Source organism: Neptuniibacter sp. QD29_5 (assembly GCF_047778125.1).
GTDB lineage: Bacteria > Pseudomonadota > Gammaproteobacteria > Pseudomonadales > Balneatricaceae > Neptuniibacter.
This window is the reverse complement of record NZ_CP180556.1, coordinates 815,916-833,003: the sequence shown is the minus strand read 5'-3', so window position 1 is coordinate 833,003 and position 17,088 is coordinate 815,916. Positions and strand designations below refer to the sequence as shown.

Sequence of the window (17,088 nt, the reverse complement as noted above, 5' to 3'; positions counted from 1 at the left end):
ACTTTTATGGATGACTACAAAGATGCAACAGAAGAGCGTACAAGTCGCAGATTTTGAAATTGCCAACGACAAACCGATGGTGCTATTTGGCGGCATGAACGTATTGGAATCCCGTGATTTAGCCATGGAGATTGCCGAACACTATGTCACTGTTACTGAAAAGCTAGGCATCCCTTACGTCTTTAAAGCATCATTCGATAAAGCAAACCGCTCTTCCCTAACCTCTTTTCGTGGTCCTGGTTTAGATGAAGGTTTAAAGATCCTTCAAGAGATCAAAGACACCTTCAGAGTTCCTTTGATTACTGATGTTCACGAGCCATTCCAAGCCACACCTGCTGCCGAAGTGTGCGATATCATCCAGCTTCCAGCCTTTCTATCACGCCAGACTGATCTGGTAGAAGCGATGGCTAAAACGGATGCGGTTATCAATATCAAGAAAGCACAGTTCCTAGCGCCTCAGGAGATGAAACACATCCTGCACAAGTGTGAAGAAGCAGGTAACGATCGTTTGATCTTATGTGAACGCGGTTCTTGCTACGGCTATAACAACTTGATCGTTGATATGCTGGGTTTTTCTATTATGAAAGAGTTCGGCTATCCAGTTATGTTTGATGCAACCCATGCCCTGCAGATGCCAGGTGGCCGTGCAGATTCAGCCGGTGGTCGTCGCGCGCTTGCAGCACAGCTTTCCCGCGCAGGCTTATCTCAGGGCATTGCCGGCCTATTCCTTGAAGCTCACCCAGATCCAGAAAAAGCGAGATGTGATGGCCCTTGTGCGCTACCTCTAAGCACCCTTGAAGCATACCTAACTCAGATGAAAGCCGTGGACGATCTAGTTAAAAGTTTCCCTCCTTTAGATACATCTATTTGAAGCTGAACAACCGAACCCTAGGAAGTTTTCCAACATCAGAGCTTCCTAGGCGTTATAAATCAAAGTGTTCCAATAAAAAGTCGCAAAATAGTGCTAACCAAGAAGGCTGGCCTTGTCTATGATATGCACATGGATAAGGAATAGGATCAGTCTTTATGAGCGACTCGCCAGAAACTATTTATGATGCTTTACAGGAAGGAACTCTCCTGGGCCCAGAGCATCATCGTTTTAAACTTATCAAACACAACAGCCCTCACCCATTTGGGCAACTATGGCAAGCTGAAGATGTTGGCGTTGCAGGTAATCCTGTAGTCACCCTGCTTATCCTTAACCCAAGCCTCCTAAAACAAAATAGTTTTGCTGAAAATATCAAAAAACACGCCGCGCTCAGTAAACAGTTACAAAACAAGCATATAGCGGAATGCTACGGTTTCTTCAGTCACAAAGGTGGGCTACTTTTCCTTTCCTACGAAAAACTTGATGGCCTGACCCTAGCGGCCCTCATTAAAAAAGGTAATTCACTTCAGCCTAATCAACAGCTGGGTCTGATCAGACAAGTTGCTTATGCTATAGATATGGGCTTTCAAAAGTTACGAAAGCCACATGCCTGTTTGGATAGCGAAACGATCTTTATCAACCGTAGGGGCGGGGTAAAACTCACACTCTTTGCCGTACGTGAATGTTATGAAGCGATTGCGGCTTTTAGCAAAGAGCCTTCCCACTACCAGCAATACCAATCGCCCGAAGCTTTCCACCCTAGTCAGTTAAGCCGCAAAACCGACGTATATTCTTACGCCTGCATTTTGTATGAGTTATTTACCGGTAAACCTGCTTTTAAAAGTACCGAAGGCGAAGCAGATCGAGTTCGAAAGCAACTAGATCAGCCTTCAGGTTTAGATGATGAACAGTGGGAAGTTTTGCAAAAGGCGCTTTCAACCGATTTAGAAGAGCGTCCACCTAACTGCACAGAGCTTGTTAAAGCCCTCTTCCCTCCACAAACAGAGGACGAGACTGCGCCTGCCGAATCTGAAAGCACAGAAGATGGCGAAGCTACAACCGACGCTTCGGTAAACGATGATACAGAGAGCGAAGAACTTACATCAGAAGAGAGCAAGCCTTCTTTAAAAGATAAACTTAAGGTCGGCTTAAAGTTGCCTAAAATACCTAAAGCAGCGATCTATACCATAGCAGGCTCTGTGCTGTTTATTAGTGGCTACCTGCTTGGTTGGTTTATCTCTGACTTCATGAACTTCAAAGAGAAAGACTTTCAGGCTCTGCAAATCAAGAAGCAGCAAGAAGCCTTACAGCAAATGTACGATTCTTTACAAGCTCAACAAGAGCTTCACAACAATCAGGAAAAAGAGCTTCGCTCGCTCACAATAAGCAAAGCGGTTCTAGAACATGATTTAGAAGCGGCCTTGAAAAAACTCAACAATCAAGAGCCAGATGAACCGGGACAGCAATTATTTAAAGATCAAATATCCGACACCCTATTTGGTCCAGATATGGTCGTACTGCCTTCAGGAAACTTTCGTATGGGCGACCAAGCGGGCATTGGTGACGATAATGAAAAGCCTGTGCATGTTGTCACTATCAAAAAGCCATTTGCCCTTTCTCGCTTTGAAGTGACCTTTGCCGAATATGATGCCTTTGCCAAAGCGACCCGCAGAGCCCTGCCCGATGACGGTGGTTGGGGGCGAGGTAATCGCCCTGTGATCAACGTAACTTGGCGCGATGCGGTTGCTTATACAAGATGGCTCAGTGGTGAAACAGGTCAGCCTTATCGCCTTCCGACAGAAGCTGAATGGGAGTATGCAGCTCGAGCTGGCAGCTTAACCACTTATTGGTGGGGTAATGAGCTGAAAGAAAATATGGCTGCTTGTGCAGGCTGCGGAAGTCAATGGGATGGTCAACAAACAGCACCTGTCGGTAGTTTCCCTGCCAACGAATGGGGACTTCACGACATGACCGGTAACGTTGATGAGTGGGTTGCAGATTGCTATCTCGAAAACTACGCTTCTGCCCCTGTAGACGGATCAGCTTACCAGGAGAAAGCTTGTAAAAATCGGGTTATGCGTGGCGGTTCTTGGTTTGAGATCGAGCGTTTAATTAGACCTGCCAGTCGCTACCGCCACCCGATCGATTCTAAACGCAACAGCTGGGGCTTCCGTGTTGCTTTAGATCTAGACTAGAACAAGTTTCAGGCTTAACTGCTCAGCCTCAGTTAAGCTTGGCGTTGCCTTAATGGACTAAAGATTCAGGGACAAAATTGATATGAACAAATGCCAATCATACCTTTGCTTGCTTGCAGTGGGCCTTCTGCCATTAACTGCTCAAGCGGCAGACGCTCTTCAAATCAGTTCAGAACAACGTAAGTCACTTAACCTAACGCTATATAACCAAAACTTGGGTTTAGTTAGAGAAACACGCCAGCTTCCACCACTACGTACAGATCAGAAAATCACACTTGAAGATGTCAGTGAACAGCTTCAAGTCGAAAGCTTACGTATTGATAATGCCGGAAAGATCTTAGAACAAAACTTAAATACCAATCTGCTAAATCAACGCAATTTGCTGAAACATTATGTGGGTAAGCAGCTGCAACTAGCACGCTTAAATCCTGTATCAGGCCAAGAGGTTATCAGTCAGGTGGAGTTGCTAAATATGGACGGTAACCGCGCACTGATTAAGCGCAATAACCGTTTTGAAAGCATTCCGCTTAATAATCAGTGGCGATTCATTTTCCCTAGCCTGCCGCCACAGCTATTGAGCAAGCCAAGCGTAAACTTCCGCACCGCTGGCACTTCTAAGTCACAACTCTCTCGCATCAGTTATCTAACGGGCGGCTTAAATTGGGGCATGGATTACGTTTTAACCTTGAATGAAGCGGGTAATAAAGCCTCCCTAGACGGACTTGCTAGCCTAACCAACAACACGGGTGCGGATTACAAAGACACTCAAATCTCTCTCGTTGCAGGTAGCCTAAATAACCCAGGCAGCAATCGCCATGCTGAGATGCTACAGGCCGATTTTGCAGTCGGTGCGATGGCTCGTTCAGCGCCTAAAACTATGGCACAAGAGAGCTTAGGTGACTTCCACCTATTCGATCTCCCTCACAAGGTAGACTTGCTAAATGGGCAAGTAAAACAAGTATCCTTTCTGACAGCCAAAGAGATCCCTGTAGCACATAGCTATAACTATGAATTCTTGATTTACCCAACCTTGGAACGCAATCAGCATCGAGTAAAACCTCAACTGACGTTGACCTTTAAAAACGATAAAGAGAGTAATCTAGGTACGCCATTACCTGCTGGTAAAGTTCGCACGTTTACCGCTGACAGCAAAGGTTCACTGCAGTTTGCCGGGGGCGGTAACATTGGGCATACTGGTGAAAACGATGAGATTAAGATCCAGCAAGGAAAAGCCTTCGATGTATCTATCCACCGTAAGCAAACACATTTTAGTAAGACCTTTAACGGCTTTATGGTTGCGCAGGAGCTGAAAATCAGTAACAGCCGTACCACCGCCGCAAAATTAGAAATGACCGGTAATTTCCCGCTACAATGGGCGATGAAAGAGAGTAGCCACCCATTTGAAAAAGTGATGGGCGGCAGTGCGCGCTGGAAATTGGAAGTACCTCCTCAAGGCGAAGTGACTCTGAAATTTAAAGTTCAAATGGAAAAACGATAACACTTTGCCCGATTCATTTTGTGAAGGCTGTGGTCTAGCAACTCCCTATTGCTGCTGCAGCCAAATTACACCTCAAGGTAGCCAATTAGAGTTAGCATTGCTGCTACACGAAAATGAGCCGCCACGTCCAACAACCACCAGCAAGATTATCCAAAAAGTTTTGCCTAATAGCTCGACCTATATCTGGCAACGTACCGACCCGCCACAATACTTGATCGATCGCATTCAAGATAAGAATACCGATACTTGGCTGCTATTCCCTGCGGACCGCCCCGAGCTTGTTAGTCGAAGCAAGAAATTCACAGGGAGTACACCAGATAGAAACACCCTGATCATTATTCCAGACGGCACATGGAAAGAGGTACGTAAGATCGTTCGCAAGAGTCCGTGGCTATCCAACTTACCATTGTTAGCGTTCGATCCAGAAACGCCAAGTCGTTACGACCTACGCCGTAATCCTGATAAAGACCATCTCTGCACCGCTGAAACCGTCACTGAACTGTTAAAACTCAATAATGAAAACAGCGCCGCAGACGAGTTAGATCGAACCTTTGAGATCTTTATTACTCAATACAAACGATCTAAACAGAACTAGCCGACCAATAGTTAAGGAGAATATGGATGCCAATCACCGGTGAATGTTTTTGTGGCGAAGTGACATACCGTATTGATGGCCAATTAAAAGACGGCCGATCCTGTCATTGCTCCCGCTGCCGCAAGTTATTTAACGCCCAAGCTTCTGCAGTTGCTTTTGTCGAACCGGATCAGTTCACGTGGACAAGCGGAGAATCCCTCTTAACCTCATACACTAACCAACAAGGTTACGGCGTAAAGTTCTGCAAGAAGTGCGGATCAACCTTGTGTACCGTACACAACGATCAGGTATTACAAGTTACTTTAGGTTGCGTAAATGGTGACCCTGAGATCGAGATTGGCCAGCACATATATGTAGACTCAAAAGCTCGCTGGGAAGTTATGCCTGAGGGCGTTTCTCAGTTTGAAGCTGCCCAGCAGGAATAAGTAGACCACTATAGTTTCAGCTGCTTAGCCTGCCACTGCTTTGCTAGCTCTTGATTAGGTTCTTGATCTAGCTCGCCATCGGTATAGATATCGACCAAGCGACGAACAGCAAGTTGATGCGCCTGCTCGGCTGCTTGCGTGTAAAACTTTAACGCCTTGGTCGGGTCAGGCTGAAAATAATTCTCAAAACCCTCTTCAAAGATTTTACCCATTTGATACTGCGCTTTTGCATCGCCTTTTTCTGCCGCCTGCTGTATGTAGATCCCCCCTTGAATGCGGTTTTGTAGGCCATCTCCACGGAAATGCAGTAGATGCCCATACACAGACAATGCACGTTTATGACCGTTATCGGCCGCAAATCGAAACAACTTCATCACAAAGTCATGCTTCTTCTTGGAACGCTGTTTTATCGATGAACGGAACAACGCATAAGCGATAGCAAAAATAACAGGCGCTAGAAGTCGATTAAATGCACGCATTATAAGACCCTAAAAGGCAATTGAGATCGTGAAAATAATACCATCATCGGCCCTAAAGATTGTAAATATCACCAAAGATAGAAAAAGCCTTGATCAGCGCAGCAATTCTGAGATACAACTTCTAGACTTGATAACGAATAAAAGACGCGACATATATTCATTTTAGATATATCGCCTAATAAAAAGGATTAAACAGGGTAGCAGAATGAAGATTTACGAAGATAACTCCCTCACTATTGGTAACACTCCGCTCGTTCACCTTAAGCGTTTTGCTCCAGGCCTGAATATTTTCGGAAAGATCGAATCTCGCAACCCAGCTGGCTCCGTAAAATGTCGTATCGGCGCAAACATGATCTGGTCTGCTGAAAAAAGCGGTGCCCTAAAACAGGGTATGACCATGGTTGAGCCGACTAGTGGTAACACAGGTATTGCACTAGCTTTCGTTGCAGCTTCTCGTGGCTACGACATTGTCTTCACTATGCCTTCTTCTATGAGCCTTGAGCGCCGTAAGATCATGAAAGCACTAGGTGCAACGATCGTTCTGACAGAACCTGCTAAAGGTATGAAAGGTGCAATTGATAAAGCACAAGAGATCGTGGATGCAAATCCAGGTACTCACATGATGCTGCAGCAGTTTGAAAACCCAGCGAATCCTGAGATCCACGAAAAAACAACAGGCCCAGAGATCTGGAATGACACAGACGGCCAAGTGGATATCCTAGTCGCAGGCGTAGGTACAGGTGGTACGATCACGGGTACTTCTCGTTACATCAAAAACACTCAAGGCAAAGCGATCACATCCGTTGCGGTTGAACCTGTTTCTTCACCAGTTATTACACAGACGATTAACGGTGAAGAAGTTAAACCATCTCCGCATAAGATACAGGGCATCGGCGCAGGCTTCGTACCGAAAAACTTGGACCTAGAATTAGTTGATCAGGTTGAGCAAGTAAGCAACGAAGATGCGATTGAGACTGCACGTCTTCTTATGGAAAAAGAAGGCATCATGGCAGGTATCTCTTGCGGCGCTGCGCTATGTGCTGCACTTCGTGTTGCGCAACAGCCTGAAAACAAAGATAAGAATATCGTAGTTATCCTTCCTGACTCTGGTGAGCGTTACCTATCTTCAGCACTGTTTGAAGGCATGTTCACAGACAACGAAATGGTTCAGTAAGTCTTACTAAAAAAGTTCGCATAAACAAAAAAGCCAGCATCTTAGCTGGCTTTTTTATTAACTAATTTTCAGATCAATTTAATATTTCACGAATCTTTTCAGGGGAAGGAAATTCATCTAAGTGTTCGGCCTGTATTTTTCGATCACTTGTTTTAATTACATTGAACCAAGACGCCTTTCTTTGCTTACCTTGATAGCATCCATCAATTTCGTAATTCTCCCCATCAACGGTGACAACTGCAATTGCTCGGGTTCTTACAGTAGGCTGCATGGTAACGACTCTTTTTATAAGAATACCTTTAAGCCTAGCCCAAGCTCAGTCAACCTGCTTATTAATTAATCAACGATTCAAGAAACGAGGCCGACGGTGCGAATAGTGAATGCCCTGTTACCGCACGAGTATATTTCAAAAGATGATCGGTATGACCATGGCCATCACCCTCGATCATGCTTTGCAGCATCAATGTAAAATTATCCGGTGTACGGCAGTAACTAGCGAAAAGTAACCCGCACGTCTGAGTATCACCGTAAGGCATACTGTGTCTCAGGATTTCGATAGAGTTACCCTCAGCATCTTTCAACGAAGTCCTTTTGGTATGCGCGGTGAGCGCTTTTTCTGAGGAAGGATACTCAATGTTATCCTCTTTAGTTCGCCCAACAGTATCTTCCTGAAGTTTAGTAGGCTGAGCGTTCCAGAACGGCATATTGTGCTCATAGCGTTGGATGTGAATATAAGAACCGCCACTAAACTGGACATCCTCTTCACCTACAACAGCCACACTGACTCGGTTATCTCCTTCAGGGTTTTCAGTACCATCGACAAAACCAGTAAGATCGCGCGAATCCAGATATCTAAAACCTTCGACTTCCTCAACTAGTGTAACCGCATCAGCTAGCTCTTCTCTAAGCTTCTGCGCAACTAAAAAGTTAAGGTCTTTCCCTTGAGATCGGATATGAAAAAACAGATCGACAGGTGTATTAGGTGCAATGTTTTCACCATTTTCGAAATTAGGGAATGGTTTAAGTGCATTCGGAGCAGGTCCAATCTGCAATTGAGACCAGTAGTGGCTACCGATCGCTGCTACGATATGAATCTCGCCATCTGGATGGCTTTGGTTAAATTCACGCTCAAGGCTAGGTACTTTTGCTAATAACTGTTTTACTCTACTTAACGCATCAGCTGTTCGGGTTTGATTAAACGTCAGAAAAAGAGCAAACGAGCTTGCCTCTGCAATCACACCCTTTTGATACTGCGCCATAACAATGTCCTCAAAATCCCCTCAATAATTACCATCACAGTATAGAGGGATCTGACCTTTGCCAACATTGATTTAAATTGATCGCTTCAATAGAGCTTTTAAATAGAGCGTTAAAAATATTCTGTGAGGGAATTTTCAGCAATATTCAAAGTCACACTTAAAACATGCTTTTAATGAATAGTCGTGAATGATGATAAATAAATTCTTAGCAACAGCCTGCCTATGGCTTTTCAGTACCCTAGCTATTGCAGCCCCAAGTGCCGAACTTTGGGATTTTTGGCTTAAACATGATCAATCGAGCACAGCCTCTATCGACCATTCTACTTGGGACCGAACCCTTCAACGCTATGTTAAGCGCTCTTCTGATGGCATCAATCTGATCAACTACGCCAATGTATCTACAGCAGATAGAACTGAACTTAAAGCTTACCTTCATCACTTAGCTGCTATTAATATTCATCAATACAACCGCGCTGAACAGCAAGCTTATTGGATCAATTTATATAACGCGCTGACGGTCGATCTGATTCTTGATCATTACCCCGTGAAGTCGATTCGGGATATCGATATTTCACCGGGATTTTTCAGCGATGGTCCGTGGAAAAAACAACTGCTAGCAGTGAATGGAAAGCAAGTGAGCCTAGACGATATTGAACATCGCATTCTTCGCCCTATTTGGAAAGATCCACGCATCCACTATGCCGTTAACTGTGCTTCAATCGGCAGCCCTAATCTTCAACCCCAAGCCTTTACCGCAGCCAATAGCGAGCAACTTCTAAATCAAGGCGCTAAGGATTATATAAACCACCCACGAGGCGCACGCATTGAAGGTAATGAGCTGCACCTTTCCAGTATCTATAAGTGGTTTAAAGAGGATTTCGGCAACAACGAAAGTGAGCTGATCGAACACCTAAAGCAATACGCCGATGCTGAACTAAAAGAGAAACTGAGACACGCCAAAGAGGTTTCAGGTTATCACTACGACTGGAATCTTAATGAGATTGGTAGATAAATTTAGGACTTAGTCGCAATTGGACGAGCTGGATCTCTGATCCACTCGCTCCAAGAACCACTGTAAACCCGGCTACCACTCAACCCCGCAATTTCCATCGCCAATTGATTGTGACAAGCTGTCACACCGGACCCACACATATGAACCACGGCTTCGACCGATTTACTGCCTAAGACGCTTAACCACTCTTCACGAAGCTGAGCTGCTGGCTTAAATTTACCCTCGGCTAAGTTATCCGTCAGTGGACGGTTTAAAGCACTTGGAACATGACCAGCGATTGGGTCGATTGGCTCCACCTCACCTCTATAGCGCTCGGCTGCACGAGCATCAACAAGATAGATGGACTGAGCATCAAGTGCCTGTACAACCTCGGCTACCGTCAAATTCTGATTAGGCAGTAACGAGAATGTATACGCAGCAGAAGTCGGTTGTGGGATATGATCATTTAACTCACCACCTAGCGATTGCCAAGCAGCTAGACCACCATCCAACACCGATACCGCTTTATGCCCCATCAGACGTAACAACCACCAGCAACGCGCCGCCATCGCTCCAGCACAATCGTCATAAACAACGACTTGAGTATTATTGCTCACTCCTGCCTGCGCTAAACGAGCGACAAACCGCTCTAAATCAGGCAACGGATGACGACCCGTTTCAGGCGTAATCGGTGAGGATAGATCCTGATCAAGATCGAGATAGATCGCCCCTGGAATATGTCCTTCAAGGTAGGCATTTTTACCAGCCGCGGTATCCGCTAAGTTAAAACGACAATCAAAAACCACCCAATCAGATTCTGATATGTGATTCTGAAGCTCTTCGGCGCTAATGATTGCCGTAAACATATTTAACTTAGCCTTTTCAGATTTATAGATAAGCTGCTAGCTCTTCTTGAAGTAGATCAAGTTCATTCTGAGCTTTCTGCTTCTGCTTTTTCTTTAAGCCTTCAACCTGAGCCGTTTTCTCAGCGATCACAGATTGCGCAGCCGCTGCTTTGTCGTCCGCTTGTTCAACTTGCTCAAGTAGAGGCTTCAGCTGCATCAAGATACCGCGACGACGGCCTTCTTCAGCACGCGCAATCTCTTCAGCAGATTTCTCTTTTTTCTTTTTAACTTCCGTTTTCGCTTCAGCAACGTAAGTTAGCGGGCGGATACCTGCCGCTATACGCGCTTTATCCATCAACGGAGAAGTGATCTCACGAGCTTTAGCGGCACCCTTCTGTAGAACCTCTTCCACTTCACCAAGATCGCTCATCAACTCATTGTAGCGAGCACGTGGAGCAGAAAGTTTTGCGTCTAGGAACTCAAATAGTTCCTTCTTCGCATCGCCCCAACCGATACCGTTTTCGAACTGCTGGCGCATTGCAGCTGCTTCATTTTCATTAGCAAAGCAGTTGTATAGCTGGAAGATTGTGCTGTTATCAGCGTCTTTAGGTTCACCCGGCTCGCGCGTATCCGTTTTGATCTGCTTAATCAGCTTGTATAGCTCATCAGCAGAAGTAAACAGCGGAATCGTGTTGTCGTAGCTCTTCGACATCTTACGACCATCCAGACCCGGAATCAGCTGAGTCTGCTCATCTACTACCGCTTCCGGCAATGTGAATAGGTTTTCGTAAGTGTGGTTAAAACGACCCGCCATATCACGGGCCATCTCAATGTGTTGAATCTGATCCTTACCTACTGGGATAAGATCGGCATTGAACATCAGGATGTCAGCTGCCATTAGGATTGGGTAGCTGAACAGACCCATTGTGATGCCATCATCCAGATCGCTGCTACCCGCATCGCGGTTAGCATCAACAGAAGCTTTGTAAGCGTGAGCACGGTTCATAAGACCTTTAGAACACATGCAGGTTAGAATCCACGTTAGTTCCGTGATCTCAGGGATATCTGTTTGGCGGTAGAACGTCGCTTTATCCGTATCTAAGCCTAGCGCCAACCAAGTCGCTGCGATCTCACGCGTTGATTGAGCAACACGCTCTGGATCGTGGCACTTAATTAATGCGTGGAAATCAGCTAGGAAATAGCAGTTGTTGTACTCACCTGTCTGACTCATTTCGATGGCAGGCTTAATCGCACCCAAGTAATTCCCAATGTGAGGTGTACCTGTAGTAGTGATACCCGTCAGAACAGTTTTCTTATCCATTATTCACTTCTCTAATCTGCATGGCGTTGCCCGCTATAAAAAATGTGGCAACTCAATATATGTCACTAATTTAATGGCGGTTATAATACCGAAAAAACGTGGAGGTTGCCCCCATAACCCTCACTATTCCTTTGCTGTTTCTTGTATCCACCCAATGTCGAGATGACAGCGCTGCTAGGTTCGGGCTTAATAGGCCTACAACAATAACAATACTGAGAATTTTATGACTGATTCTATCGCTTCCTGGGTTACTTTATCCGCTCTGTTTGCCAGTGCTGGCTGGTACATTTTTCAAAGCCCTGAGCGTAATCTCAATGCAATCGTAATGTGTATAATGTCAGGCATTCTGTGCCTATTCGGCGGCTTCCTGATTTCTGGTCTGTTGATGAAGCTAACGGGCTCATTTGAAAATCCTCTAATTCCAGCACTGCTTGTCTGCTTTGGCACAGCGATTTGTATAGTTGCTCATACCCTTTATAAAAAGCGCGCGGCATCATAAAGGCTTTTAACTCAATACCTAAAAGGCCATATTAAAAATGGCCTTTTTTGTATCTACAGACAGGGTTATTATCTATGCACTTTATTACTGCAAAGATAGATTTCTCCTATGCTGATTGTCGTATCACCTGCCAAAACTCTGGATTATGAAACTGCCCCTGTCACTGAAACATACAGCCAACCAGAGTTTCTTGATCATTCCCAACTTCTAATTGACGAACTGAAAAAGCATTCCGTACAGGATATTGCTCAGATGATGAAGTTGAGCGACAAACTGGCCAGTTTAAACGTTGCCCGTTATGAATCATGGACACCTGAATTCAATACTGAGAACGCCAAACAAGCCGTTCTAGCATTTAAAGGTGATGTATACACAGGCTTAGATGCTGAAACTTTATCGGAAGAAGACCTAGCTTTTGCACAGAATCACCTACGTATCCTTTCAGGTCTTTATGGCGTGTTGAAACCGCTCGATCTGATGCAGCCATATCGCTTAGAGATGGGCACAAAGCTCACTAATAGCCGCGGTAAAAACCTATACGAATTCTGGGGTACTCAGATCTGTGAGCGCTTGAATCAAGAGCTTGCTGAGCAGAAAGAACAGGTACTGATCAACCTAGCGTCTAATGAATACTACAAAGCAGCCAAAGAGAAAAACATCTCAGCGCGTATCATCACGCCAGCGTTTAAAGACTGGAAAAATGGTCAATATAAGATGATCAGCTTCTACGCTAAAAAAGCTCGAGGTTTGATGACCCGCTACATTATTCAAAACAAGATCGAAAACCCTGAAGACTTAAAAGGCTTTGATCTTGAAGGTTACCATTTCGCTGAGAGCATGTCTGAAGGCGATACTTGGACATTCATCCGCGATCACGAAGAGTAAACCCTCTTCACTTTCCCAGATACAAAAAAGCCAAAGCATATTGCTTTGGCTTTTTTAATGGTGAGATATCAGCTTAGTTTTGCTCGATACCTACAATAAACCAATCAGCATTTTCTTTGCTCATATCGCGTGCCAAGTGCCATGTTTCATTAAACTCAGTCGCTTCAGAGGCATTCTCTTTTAACCAACCGTAGAAGTTAATGCTCACAATCACCTCATCTTCTTGAGTGATGAAGTTAGCTAACTCAGACATAACCGATACAACTTCTGTTACCTGATCAGCGGGTGACTTAGCACGCTCTTGCTGAAGCGCATTAAACAACTCTTCAGAAGTATAAGTACGGATTTCGTCCCAATCAGAACGATCCCAAGCCTTTTGTAGGTTTACAAAGTGCTCACGGGAACCTTCCAAGAATGCGTCTTTATTAAACCAAGAAGGAATCTCGATCTCAGCAGAATCACCCCAACCGGAATCATAAGCTGGCATTGGTTTAAACTCCTGCACATTCTCAGTTTGAGCCTCGCGCTGCATTGGCTGTGGCTGTTCTGGCGTATAAGGCTGACCTTGTCCATGACCACCTTGAGTAGCGTAATCTGGACGCTGCGCCTGTTTTCGCATCGAGAAGATTTTGTAAACAATAAAGATCACCGCGGCGATCAGAATCAGATCCATAAACTGTAGACCTTCAAACGCCCCACCGAATAGCAACGCGCCAAATATACCACCCGCCAACAAACCAGCCATCAAACCACCAAAACCTTTTTTCTTAGGTGCTGTAGTTGTGTTTGTTGTCGTTTTATCAGCTTGCTTTTGTTGTTGCTGTTGAACAGGCTTTGATTTTTTAGGTGAAGAAAAGCTTTTACCAAATGAAGAACCACCACCAAAGCGTTTAGCTTCAGCTGTCTCAGCGATAGGAAGCGAAATCAAAAATACCGCCATTAAAGTAACCAAAAAAGTCCGCATTGTTTCTCCTACATAACTAGCTTTTACCGGCAACCGTACCGGCGACTACAGCGAGATAAATCCCTGTGAATATTAAAGCGATACCCCATAAATGAAAAGCCTGAACCTGCTCTGCAAGGAAAATCACCGACAATACTATTCCCCACATTGGCACTTGGTGAATAAATAATCCAGCTTTATGAGCACCTAACTTTTCAACACCATAATTCCAGAACAAATAAGCCAAGATAGAAGGAAAAATGGCTAAGTAGGAGATCAGTAACATCAGATCCATATCCCAGTGAATCCCTAAAGCTCTTTCAGTTTCCAACAGCGACAGAGGTACTAGAATAATCACGCCTACGGTTAAAGAAACCGAGAAGAACGCAAACCCACTCATCTCTTTCGGCTTCCAGCGCAACGCTAGGCTGTAACAAGCCCAAACAAACATTGCGAGTAGCACCCAAAGGTCACCACTGTTGAAGTTAAGCGACATTAAAGCCTCTAGGTCACCTTTACTGATCAACGCTAAAACACCTAATAGCGAAAGTAAGACACCTAGCCATTGCCGCATCGTCGCTGACTCACGAAGCACTAACGTACTCATACAAAGAATCATGATCGGCATTGAAGATTGCATCAACGTGCCATTCATAGCGGTCGTCGTTTGCAAACCGATATAAGCCAAGGTGTTAAAGCCAGCAACACTCAAAGCACCAAACAGCACTAACCTAGGCCAATACTGCCGAATCACATCACGATTCTTATAAATGGCGGGGATAGAAAAAGGTAATAAAATAACGAACGCTAATGACCAGCGAATTAACGCTAGCGTAATCGGAGGGATATCAACAGAAAAAGCACGCGCTAAAACAAAGTTACCCGCCCAAAAAAGCGTTGTAAGCGTTAACAGTAGATAAGCCAAATATGACCTCGAAAGCCTTATTTATTCTTCTGCAAAAAACGCGAAAGTAGACTGTTACTCGCATCATTGCCCGTAATGACATAATGCAGGACATTATAATTATTTACAGTCCATTGCATACGGCGATTGGATTTATTTAAACCACAAATCAGGACTTCATCGCCCTCTTGTAGCTCATCCAACTCACCTGGCAACATATCAATAAAATCCCCACGCTTTAACATCAGAGGGAAGGCATGTAGATTTTTCTTACGATTGTGAGGGTCTTTAAAGAACAAAGAGAGCGTCAACTCGAAGCCTTGCCTCTTTGCTTCCATAAAAGCAGGTGTTTCTTTCTCGCCTACGGTATAGGCCCAGCTATCTAGCTCACGGTCCCCTACCACACTGCTCATTCGATTAATCAATGTGTGCGCCCAGACATCGTCAAATTTATCCCGCATCTCTTCGATAAATATAGGCACTAGCGGCGATTTAACATGCGCAAGGATGCGGTTAGCGATAATACGCCCCGGCTCCATAATAAAATCAGCACGGCTGTTTTTAAAAACCAAGCCATTGGCATGGATGTTTTGTCTAACTACAGTCAGGAGTTTTGGGTTCAATTCTCGAGCGGTCATCATGATGGACAGGTTATCGGCATCATTATTGGTACCCGCAACGATACCCACTGCGTCCATAACCCCCGCTTCCATCAGCGTAACCGCTTCAGTACCAACGCCGGTTACTTGATGCGGAAGGTCTTTTATTTTTTCTGCATCAATATCTAAAACCGTCAGTTCGACATCACTTTCATCAAAATCGCGATACAACGCACGGCCAAAACGACCATGCCCGCAGATGATCCAACGCCCTTTTGTACGCTGATAGACGCTGGAAAGCGGACGATGGAATGGGTTGTGAATCCAGTCATAGACCAGATGCATATAAGGCGCATGAGCAGCTAAAGAAAGATACTGTGCGTAGGTGCGGAACGGATCCACCACCAGATCCGTACCAAAAGATTTTAGATTGGCAGAGGTAATATCAGATTCGGTACGACTGATCACCATCCGCTCAGGATTTAACAATTTACTAGCGATCGCAATAGAGAGATTAACCTGATCATGGTTCGTTAACGCCATGATGCCAATACATTTGGGATGCTGAAGGCCTGCCGCATCTAAGACATCGGGAAGAGAAGCATCGGCACAAAGCGCGGAAACAGAGACAGGTAACTCATCCATCTCTAACGCATCTATTTTGTCCTGATTGATATCAACAACCACCACGCGGATGTCACGTCGTACTAGCTGTCGAACAACGACACTTCCGGTCACACCGTAGCCACAAATCAGATAAAAGGGCTCGTTCATTTGCCGAACATCTGCAGTGAAGGAGCGCCTGCGCATCATACGGCCAAATACGGGTTCTTGTATCAGAGCCAGTGTCGTACCTATACCGTATAACCAAGCGATTACCGTGGCGTAGATGCAAAAGAGCGTCCACATACGTTGAGCCGAAGTGAATTCATAAGGAATTTCACCAAAGCCGATGGTCGACCCCATAAAGGAGACAAAGTAAACCGCATGGAAGAAATCCATTCGGTAAACATTACCCTGATCATCCTCCCCAGGTATAAGTACAAATCCAAGTACTGAGATGGAGTAAACAACAATCAGAGTAATTAACGGTACCCTTAAGCGCCGTAAAAATAGATAGATAACGTTATTCATAAAGAATAATCGCTCAGTGCTTATCGACGCAGCATGGCAGTTTCAACTACCAACAAAATAACCGAGATAACATTGGCTAAGAGCGCGCCTGCACTTAGAGAAACAACGCTCGACATATTAGATGGGTCCATACCAATACCGCTAATCTGCTCTGCGTAACCCCAAATTCCTGCAGCGACGATTAGTTGCAGGTCAGCAACTAATGAGGTAGCTAGCATCAATGCACCTAGATGTGTTCGGTCACCAAATTTAATGACTGTACAGATCATGCTAACAACCAATGCAGCAAAAAACTCGTAAACGTTATGGTGAGCTGGGTTTTCTATATCCCCAAGAAAGAAGCCAAAGTTGAGCGTCAATGCCAACACAATAAAAAACGCAAAAATCACTTTTTCCTTGTTCATCGCTTCCTTCAACTCCTGAACTTTTTTAACGAAGATCTGGATTGTAACACCCACGCTTACTAAATCCATT

General features: G+C 44.9%; 18 protein-coding genes. 9 read left to right on the top strand and 9 right to left on the bottom strand.

The genetic code is table 11. From position 1 onward, the window contains the following. Positions 1-22: 22 nt before the first annotated feature. The 5 genes from kdsA to ACMXYR_RS03710 all read left to right on the top strand — a co-directional run bounded on the left by kdsA (position 23) and on the right by ACMXYR_RS03710 (position 5,581). The gene (kdsA, locus tag ACMXYR_RS03730) at positions 23-871 is read left to right on the top strand and encodes a 3-deoxy-8-phosphooctulonate synthase (RefSeq protein WP_415902960.1); all 849 of its coding nucleotides are present in this window, start codon (positions 23-25) and stop codon (positions 869-871) included. 155 nt (positions 872-1,026) lie between these two features. Continuing rightward, positions 1,027-3,063 (top strand): SUMF1/EgtB/PvdO family nonheme iron enzyme, encoded by a 2,037-nt coding sequence (locus ACMXYR_RS03725; protein WP_415902959.1) that lies wholly within the window; start codon positions 1,027-1,029, stop codon positions 3,061-3,063. Between the two features lie 82 nt (positions 3,064-3,145). Continuing rightward, complete coding sequence (locus ACMXYR_RS03720; RefSeq protein ID WP_415902958.1) at positions 3,146-4,561, top strand: DUF4139 domain-containing protein; 1,416 nt, start codon at positions 3,146-3,148, stop codon at positions 4,559-4,561. 4 nt (positions 4,562-4,565) lie between these two features. Next, complete coding sequence (locus ACMXYR_RS03715) at positions 4,566-5,156, top strand: tRNA-uridine aminocarboxypropyltransferase (protein WP_415902957.1); 591 nt, start codon at positions 4,566-4,568, stop codon at positions 5,154-5,156. A gap of 26 nt (positions 5,157-5,182) precedes the next feature. Further along, complete coding sequence (locus ACMXYR_RS03710; RefSeq protein ID WP_415902956.1) at positions 5,183-5,581, top strand: GFA family protein; 399 nt, start codon at positions 5,183-5,185, stop codon at positions 5,579-5,581. Positions 5,582-5,589: 8 nt separating this feature from the next. Here the strand turns inward: ACMXYR_RS03710 and ACMXYR_RS03705 are convergent, their stop codons facing one another. Next, a complete protein-coding gene (locus ACMXYR_RS03705; protein WP_415902955.1) occupies positions 5,590-6,060 on the bottom strand; it encodes a tetratricopeptide repeat protein in 471 nt (156 codons plus the stop codon). A 205-nt stretch (positions 6,061-6,265) separates the two neighbouring features. Here ACMXYR_RS03705 and cysK point away from each other — a divergent pair, with 205 nt between their 5' ends. Beyond that, entirely contained in the window at positions 6,266-7,234 is a 969-nt protein-coding gene (gene cysK / locus ACMXYR_RS03700; RefSeq protein ID WP_415887160.1) for a cysteine synthase A, read from the top strand. A gap of 73 nt (positions 7,235-7,307) precedes the next feature. Here cysK and ACMXYR_RS03695 read toward each other — a convergent pair whose 3' ends face one another. Together ACMXYR_RS03695 and ACMXYR_RS03690 are read right to left on the bottom strand one after the other, a co-directional pair. Then, positions 7,308-7,505 (bottom strand): hypothetical protein, encoded by a 198-nt coding sequence (locus tag ACMXYR_RS03695; protein WP_415902954.1) that lies wholly within the window; start codon positions 7,503-7,505, stop codon positions 7,308-7,310. 61 nt (positions 7,506-7,566) lie between these two features. Further along, on the bottom strand, positions 7,567-8,493 hold the full coding sequence (locus ACMXYR_RS03690) for a Dyp-type peroxidase (RefSeq protein ID WP_415902953.1): 927 nt from the start codon (positions 8,491-8,493) through the stop codon (positions 7,567-7,569). A 187-nt stretch (positions 8,494-8,680) separates the two neighbouring features. Between ACMXYR_RS03690 and ACMXYR_RS03685 the strand changes: the two genes are divergently transcribed. After that, positions 8,681-9,505: a DUF547 domain-containing protein gene (locus tag ACMXYR_RS03685; protein ID WP_415902952.1), complete on the top strand. Its 825-nt coding sequence runs from the start codon at positions 8,681-8,683 to the stop codon at positions 9,503-9,505. Between the two features lie 2 nt (positions 9,506-9,507). Here the strand turns inward: ACMXYR_RS03685 and ACMXYR_RS03680 are convergent, their stop codons facing one another. Both ACMXYR_RS03680 and ACMXYR_RS03675 read right to left on the bottom strand, forming a co-directional pair. Then, entirely contained in the window at positions 9,508-10,350 is an 843-nt protein-coding gene (locus tag ACMXYR_RS03680) for a sulfurtransferase (protein ID WP_415902951.1), read from the bottom strand. Positions 10,351-10,372: 22 nt separating this feature from the next. Next, positions 10,373-11,650 (bottom strand): tryptophan--tRNA ligase, encoded by a 1,278-nt coding sequence (locus tag ACMXYR_RS03675; protein WP_415902950.1) that lies wholly within the window; start codon positions 11,648-11,650, stop codon positions 10,373-10,375. Positions 11,651-11,873: 223 nt separating this feature from the next. Between ACMXYR_RS03675 and ACMXYR_RS03670 the strand changes: the two genes are divergently transcribed. Continuing rightward, positions 11,874-12,149, top strand: a complete 276-nt coding sequence (locus tag ACMXYR_RS03670; RefSeq protein ID WP_415890461.1) for a hypothetical protein — start codon at positions 11,874-11,876, stop codon at positions 12,147-12,149. 108 nt (positions 12,150-12,257) lie between these two features. After that, positions 12,258-13,034, top strand: a complete 777-nt coding sequence (yaaA, locus tag ACMXYR_RS03665) for a peroxide stress protein YaaA (RefSeq protein ID WP_415902949.1) — start codon at positions 12,258-12,260, stop codon at positions 13,032-13,034. Between the two features lie 73 nt (positions 13,035-13,107). Here yaaA and ACMXYR_RS03660 read toward each other — a convergent pair whose 3' ends face one another. From ACMXYR_RS03660 to ACMXYR_RS03645, 4 genes are read right to left on the bottom strand one after another with little or no spacing between them, the layout of a single operon-like run. Beyond that, the gene (locus tag ACMXYR_RS03660; protein ID WP_415902948.1) at positions 13,108-13,974 is read right to left on the bottom strand and encodes a Tim44 domain-containing protein; all 867 of its coding nucleotides are present in this window, start codon (positions 13,972-13,974) and stop codon (positions 13,108-13,110) included. Positions 13,975-14,014: 40 nt separating this feature from the next. Beyond that, positions 14,015-14,902, bottom strand: coding sequence for a DMT family transporter (locus ACMXYR_RS03655; RefSeq protein ID WP_415902947.1), 888 nt, complete (start codon positions 14,900-14,902; stop codon positions 14,015-14,017). Positions 14,903-14,919: 17 nt separating this feature from the next. Further along, the gene (locus ACMXYR_RS03650) at positions 14,920-16,614 is read right to left on the bottom strand and encodes an NAD-binding protein (RefSeq protein WP_415902946.1); all 1,695 of its coding nucleotides are present in this window, start codon (positions 16,612-16,614) and stop codon (positions 14,920-14,922) included. A gap of 20 nt (positions 16,615-16,634) precedes the next feature. After that, on the bottom strand, positions 16,635-17,072 hold the full coding sequence (locus ACMXYR_RS03645; RefSeq protein ID WP_415883675.1) for a DUF6394 family protein: 438 nt from the start codon (positions 17,070-17,072) through the stop codon (positions 16,635-16,637). Positions 17,073-17,088: the final 16 nt, after the last annotated feature.

Coding starts and splice junctions, on each gene's coding strand:
- ACMXYR_RS03685 (WP_415902952.1), top strand. CDS start 8,681: ATGATGATAAATAAATTCTTAGCAACAGCCTGCCTATGGCTTTTCAGT.
- cysK (WP_415887160.1), top strand. CDS start 6,266: ATGAAGATTTACGAAGATAACTCCCTCACTATTGGTAACACTCCGCTC.
- ACMXYR_RS03680 (WP_415902951.1), bottom strand. CDS start 10,350: ATGTTTACGGCAATCATTAGCGCCGAAGAGCTTCAGAATCACATATCA.
- yaaA (WP_415902949.1), top strand. CDS start 12,258: ATGCTGATTGTCGTATCACCTGCCAAAACTCTGGATTATGAAACTGCC.
- ACMXYR_RS03705 (WP_415902955.1), bottom strand. CDS start 6,060: ATGCGTGCATTTAATCGACTTCTAGCGCCTGTTATTTTTGCTATCGCT.
- ACMXYR_RS03650 (WP_415902946.1), bottom strand. CDS start 16,614: ATGAATAACGTTATCTATCTATTTTTACGGCGCTTAAGGGTACCGTTA.
- ACMXYR_RS03690 (WP_415902953.1), bottom strand. CDS start 8,493: ATGGCGCAGTATCAAAAGGGTGTGATTGCAGAGGCAAGCTCGTTTGCT.
- kdsA (WP_415902960.1), top strand. CDS start 23: ATGCAACAGAAGAGCGTACAAGTCGCAGATTTTGAAATTGCCAACGAC.
- ACMXYR_RS03695 (WP_415902954.1), bottom strand. CDS start 7,505: ATGCAGCCTACTGTAAGAACCCGAGCAATTGCAGTTGTCACCGTTGAT.
- ACMXYR_RS03660 (WP_415902948.1), bottom strand. CDS start 13,974: ATGGCGGTATTTTTGATTTCGCTTCCTATCGCTGAGACAGCTGAAGCT.
- ACMXYR_RS03670 (WP_415890461.1), top strand. CDS start 11,874: ATGACTGATTCTATCGCTTCCTGGGTTACTTTATCCGCTCTGTTTGCC.
- ACMXYR_RS03725 (WP_415902959.1), top strand. CDS start 1,027: ATGAGCGACTCGCCAGAAACTATTTATGATGCTTTACAGGAAGGAACT.
- ACMXYR_RS03675 (WP_415902950.1), bottom strand. CDS start 11,650: ATGGATAAGAAAACTGTTCTGACGGGTATCACTACTACAGGTACACCT.
- ACMXYR_RS03720 (WP_415902958.1), top strand. CDS start 3,146: ATGAACAAATGCCAATCATACCTTTGCTTGCTTGCAGTGGGCCTTCTG.
- ACMXYR_RS03710 (WP_415902956.1), top strand. CDS start 5,183: ATGCCAATCACCGGTGAATGTTTTTGTGGCGAAGTGACATACCGTATT.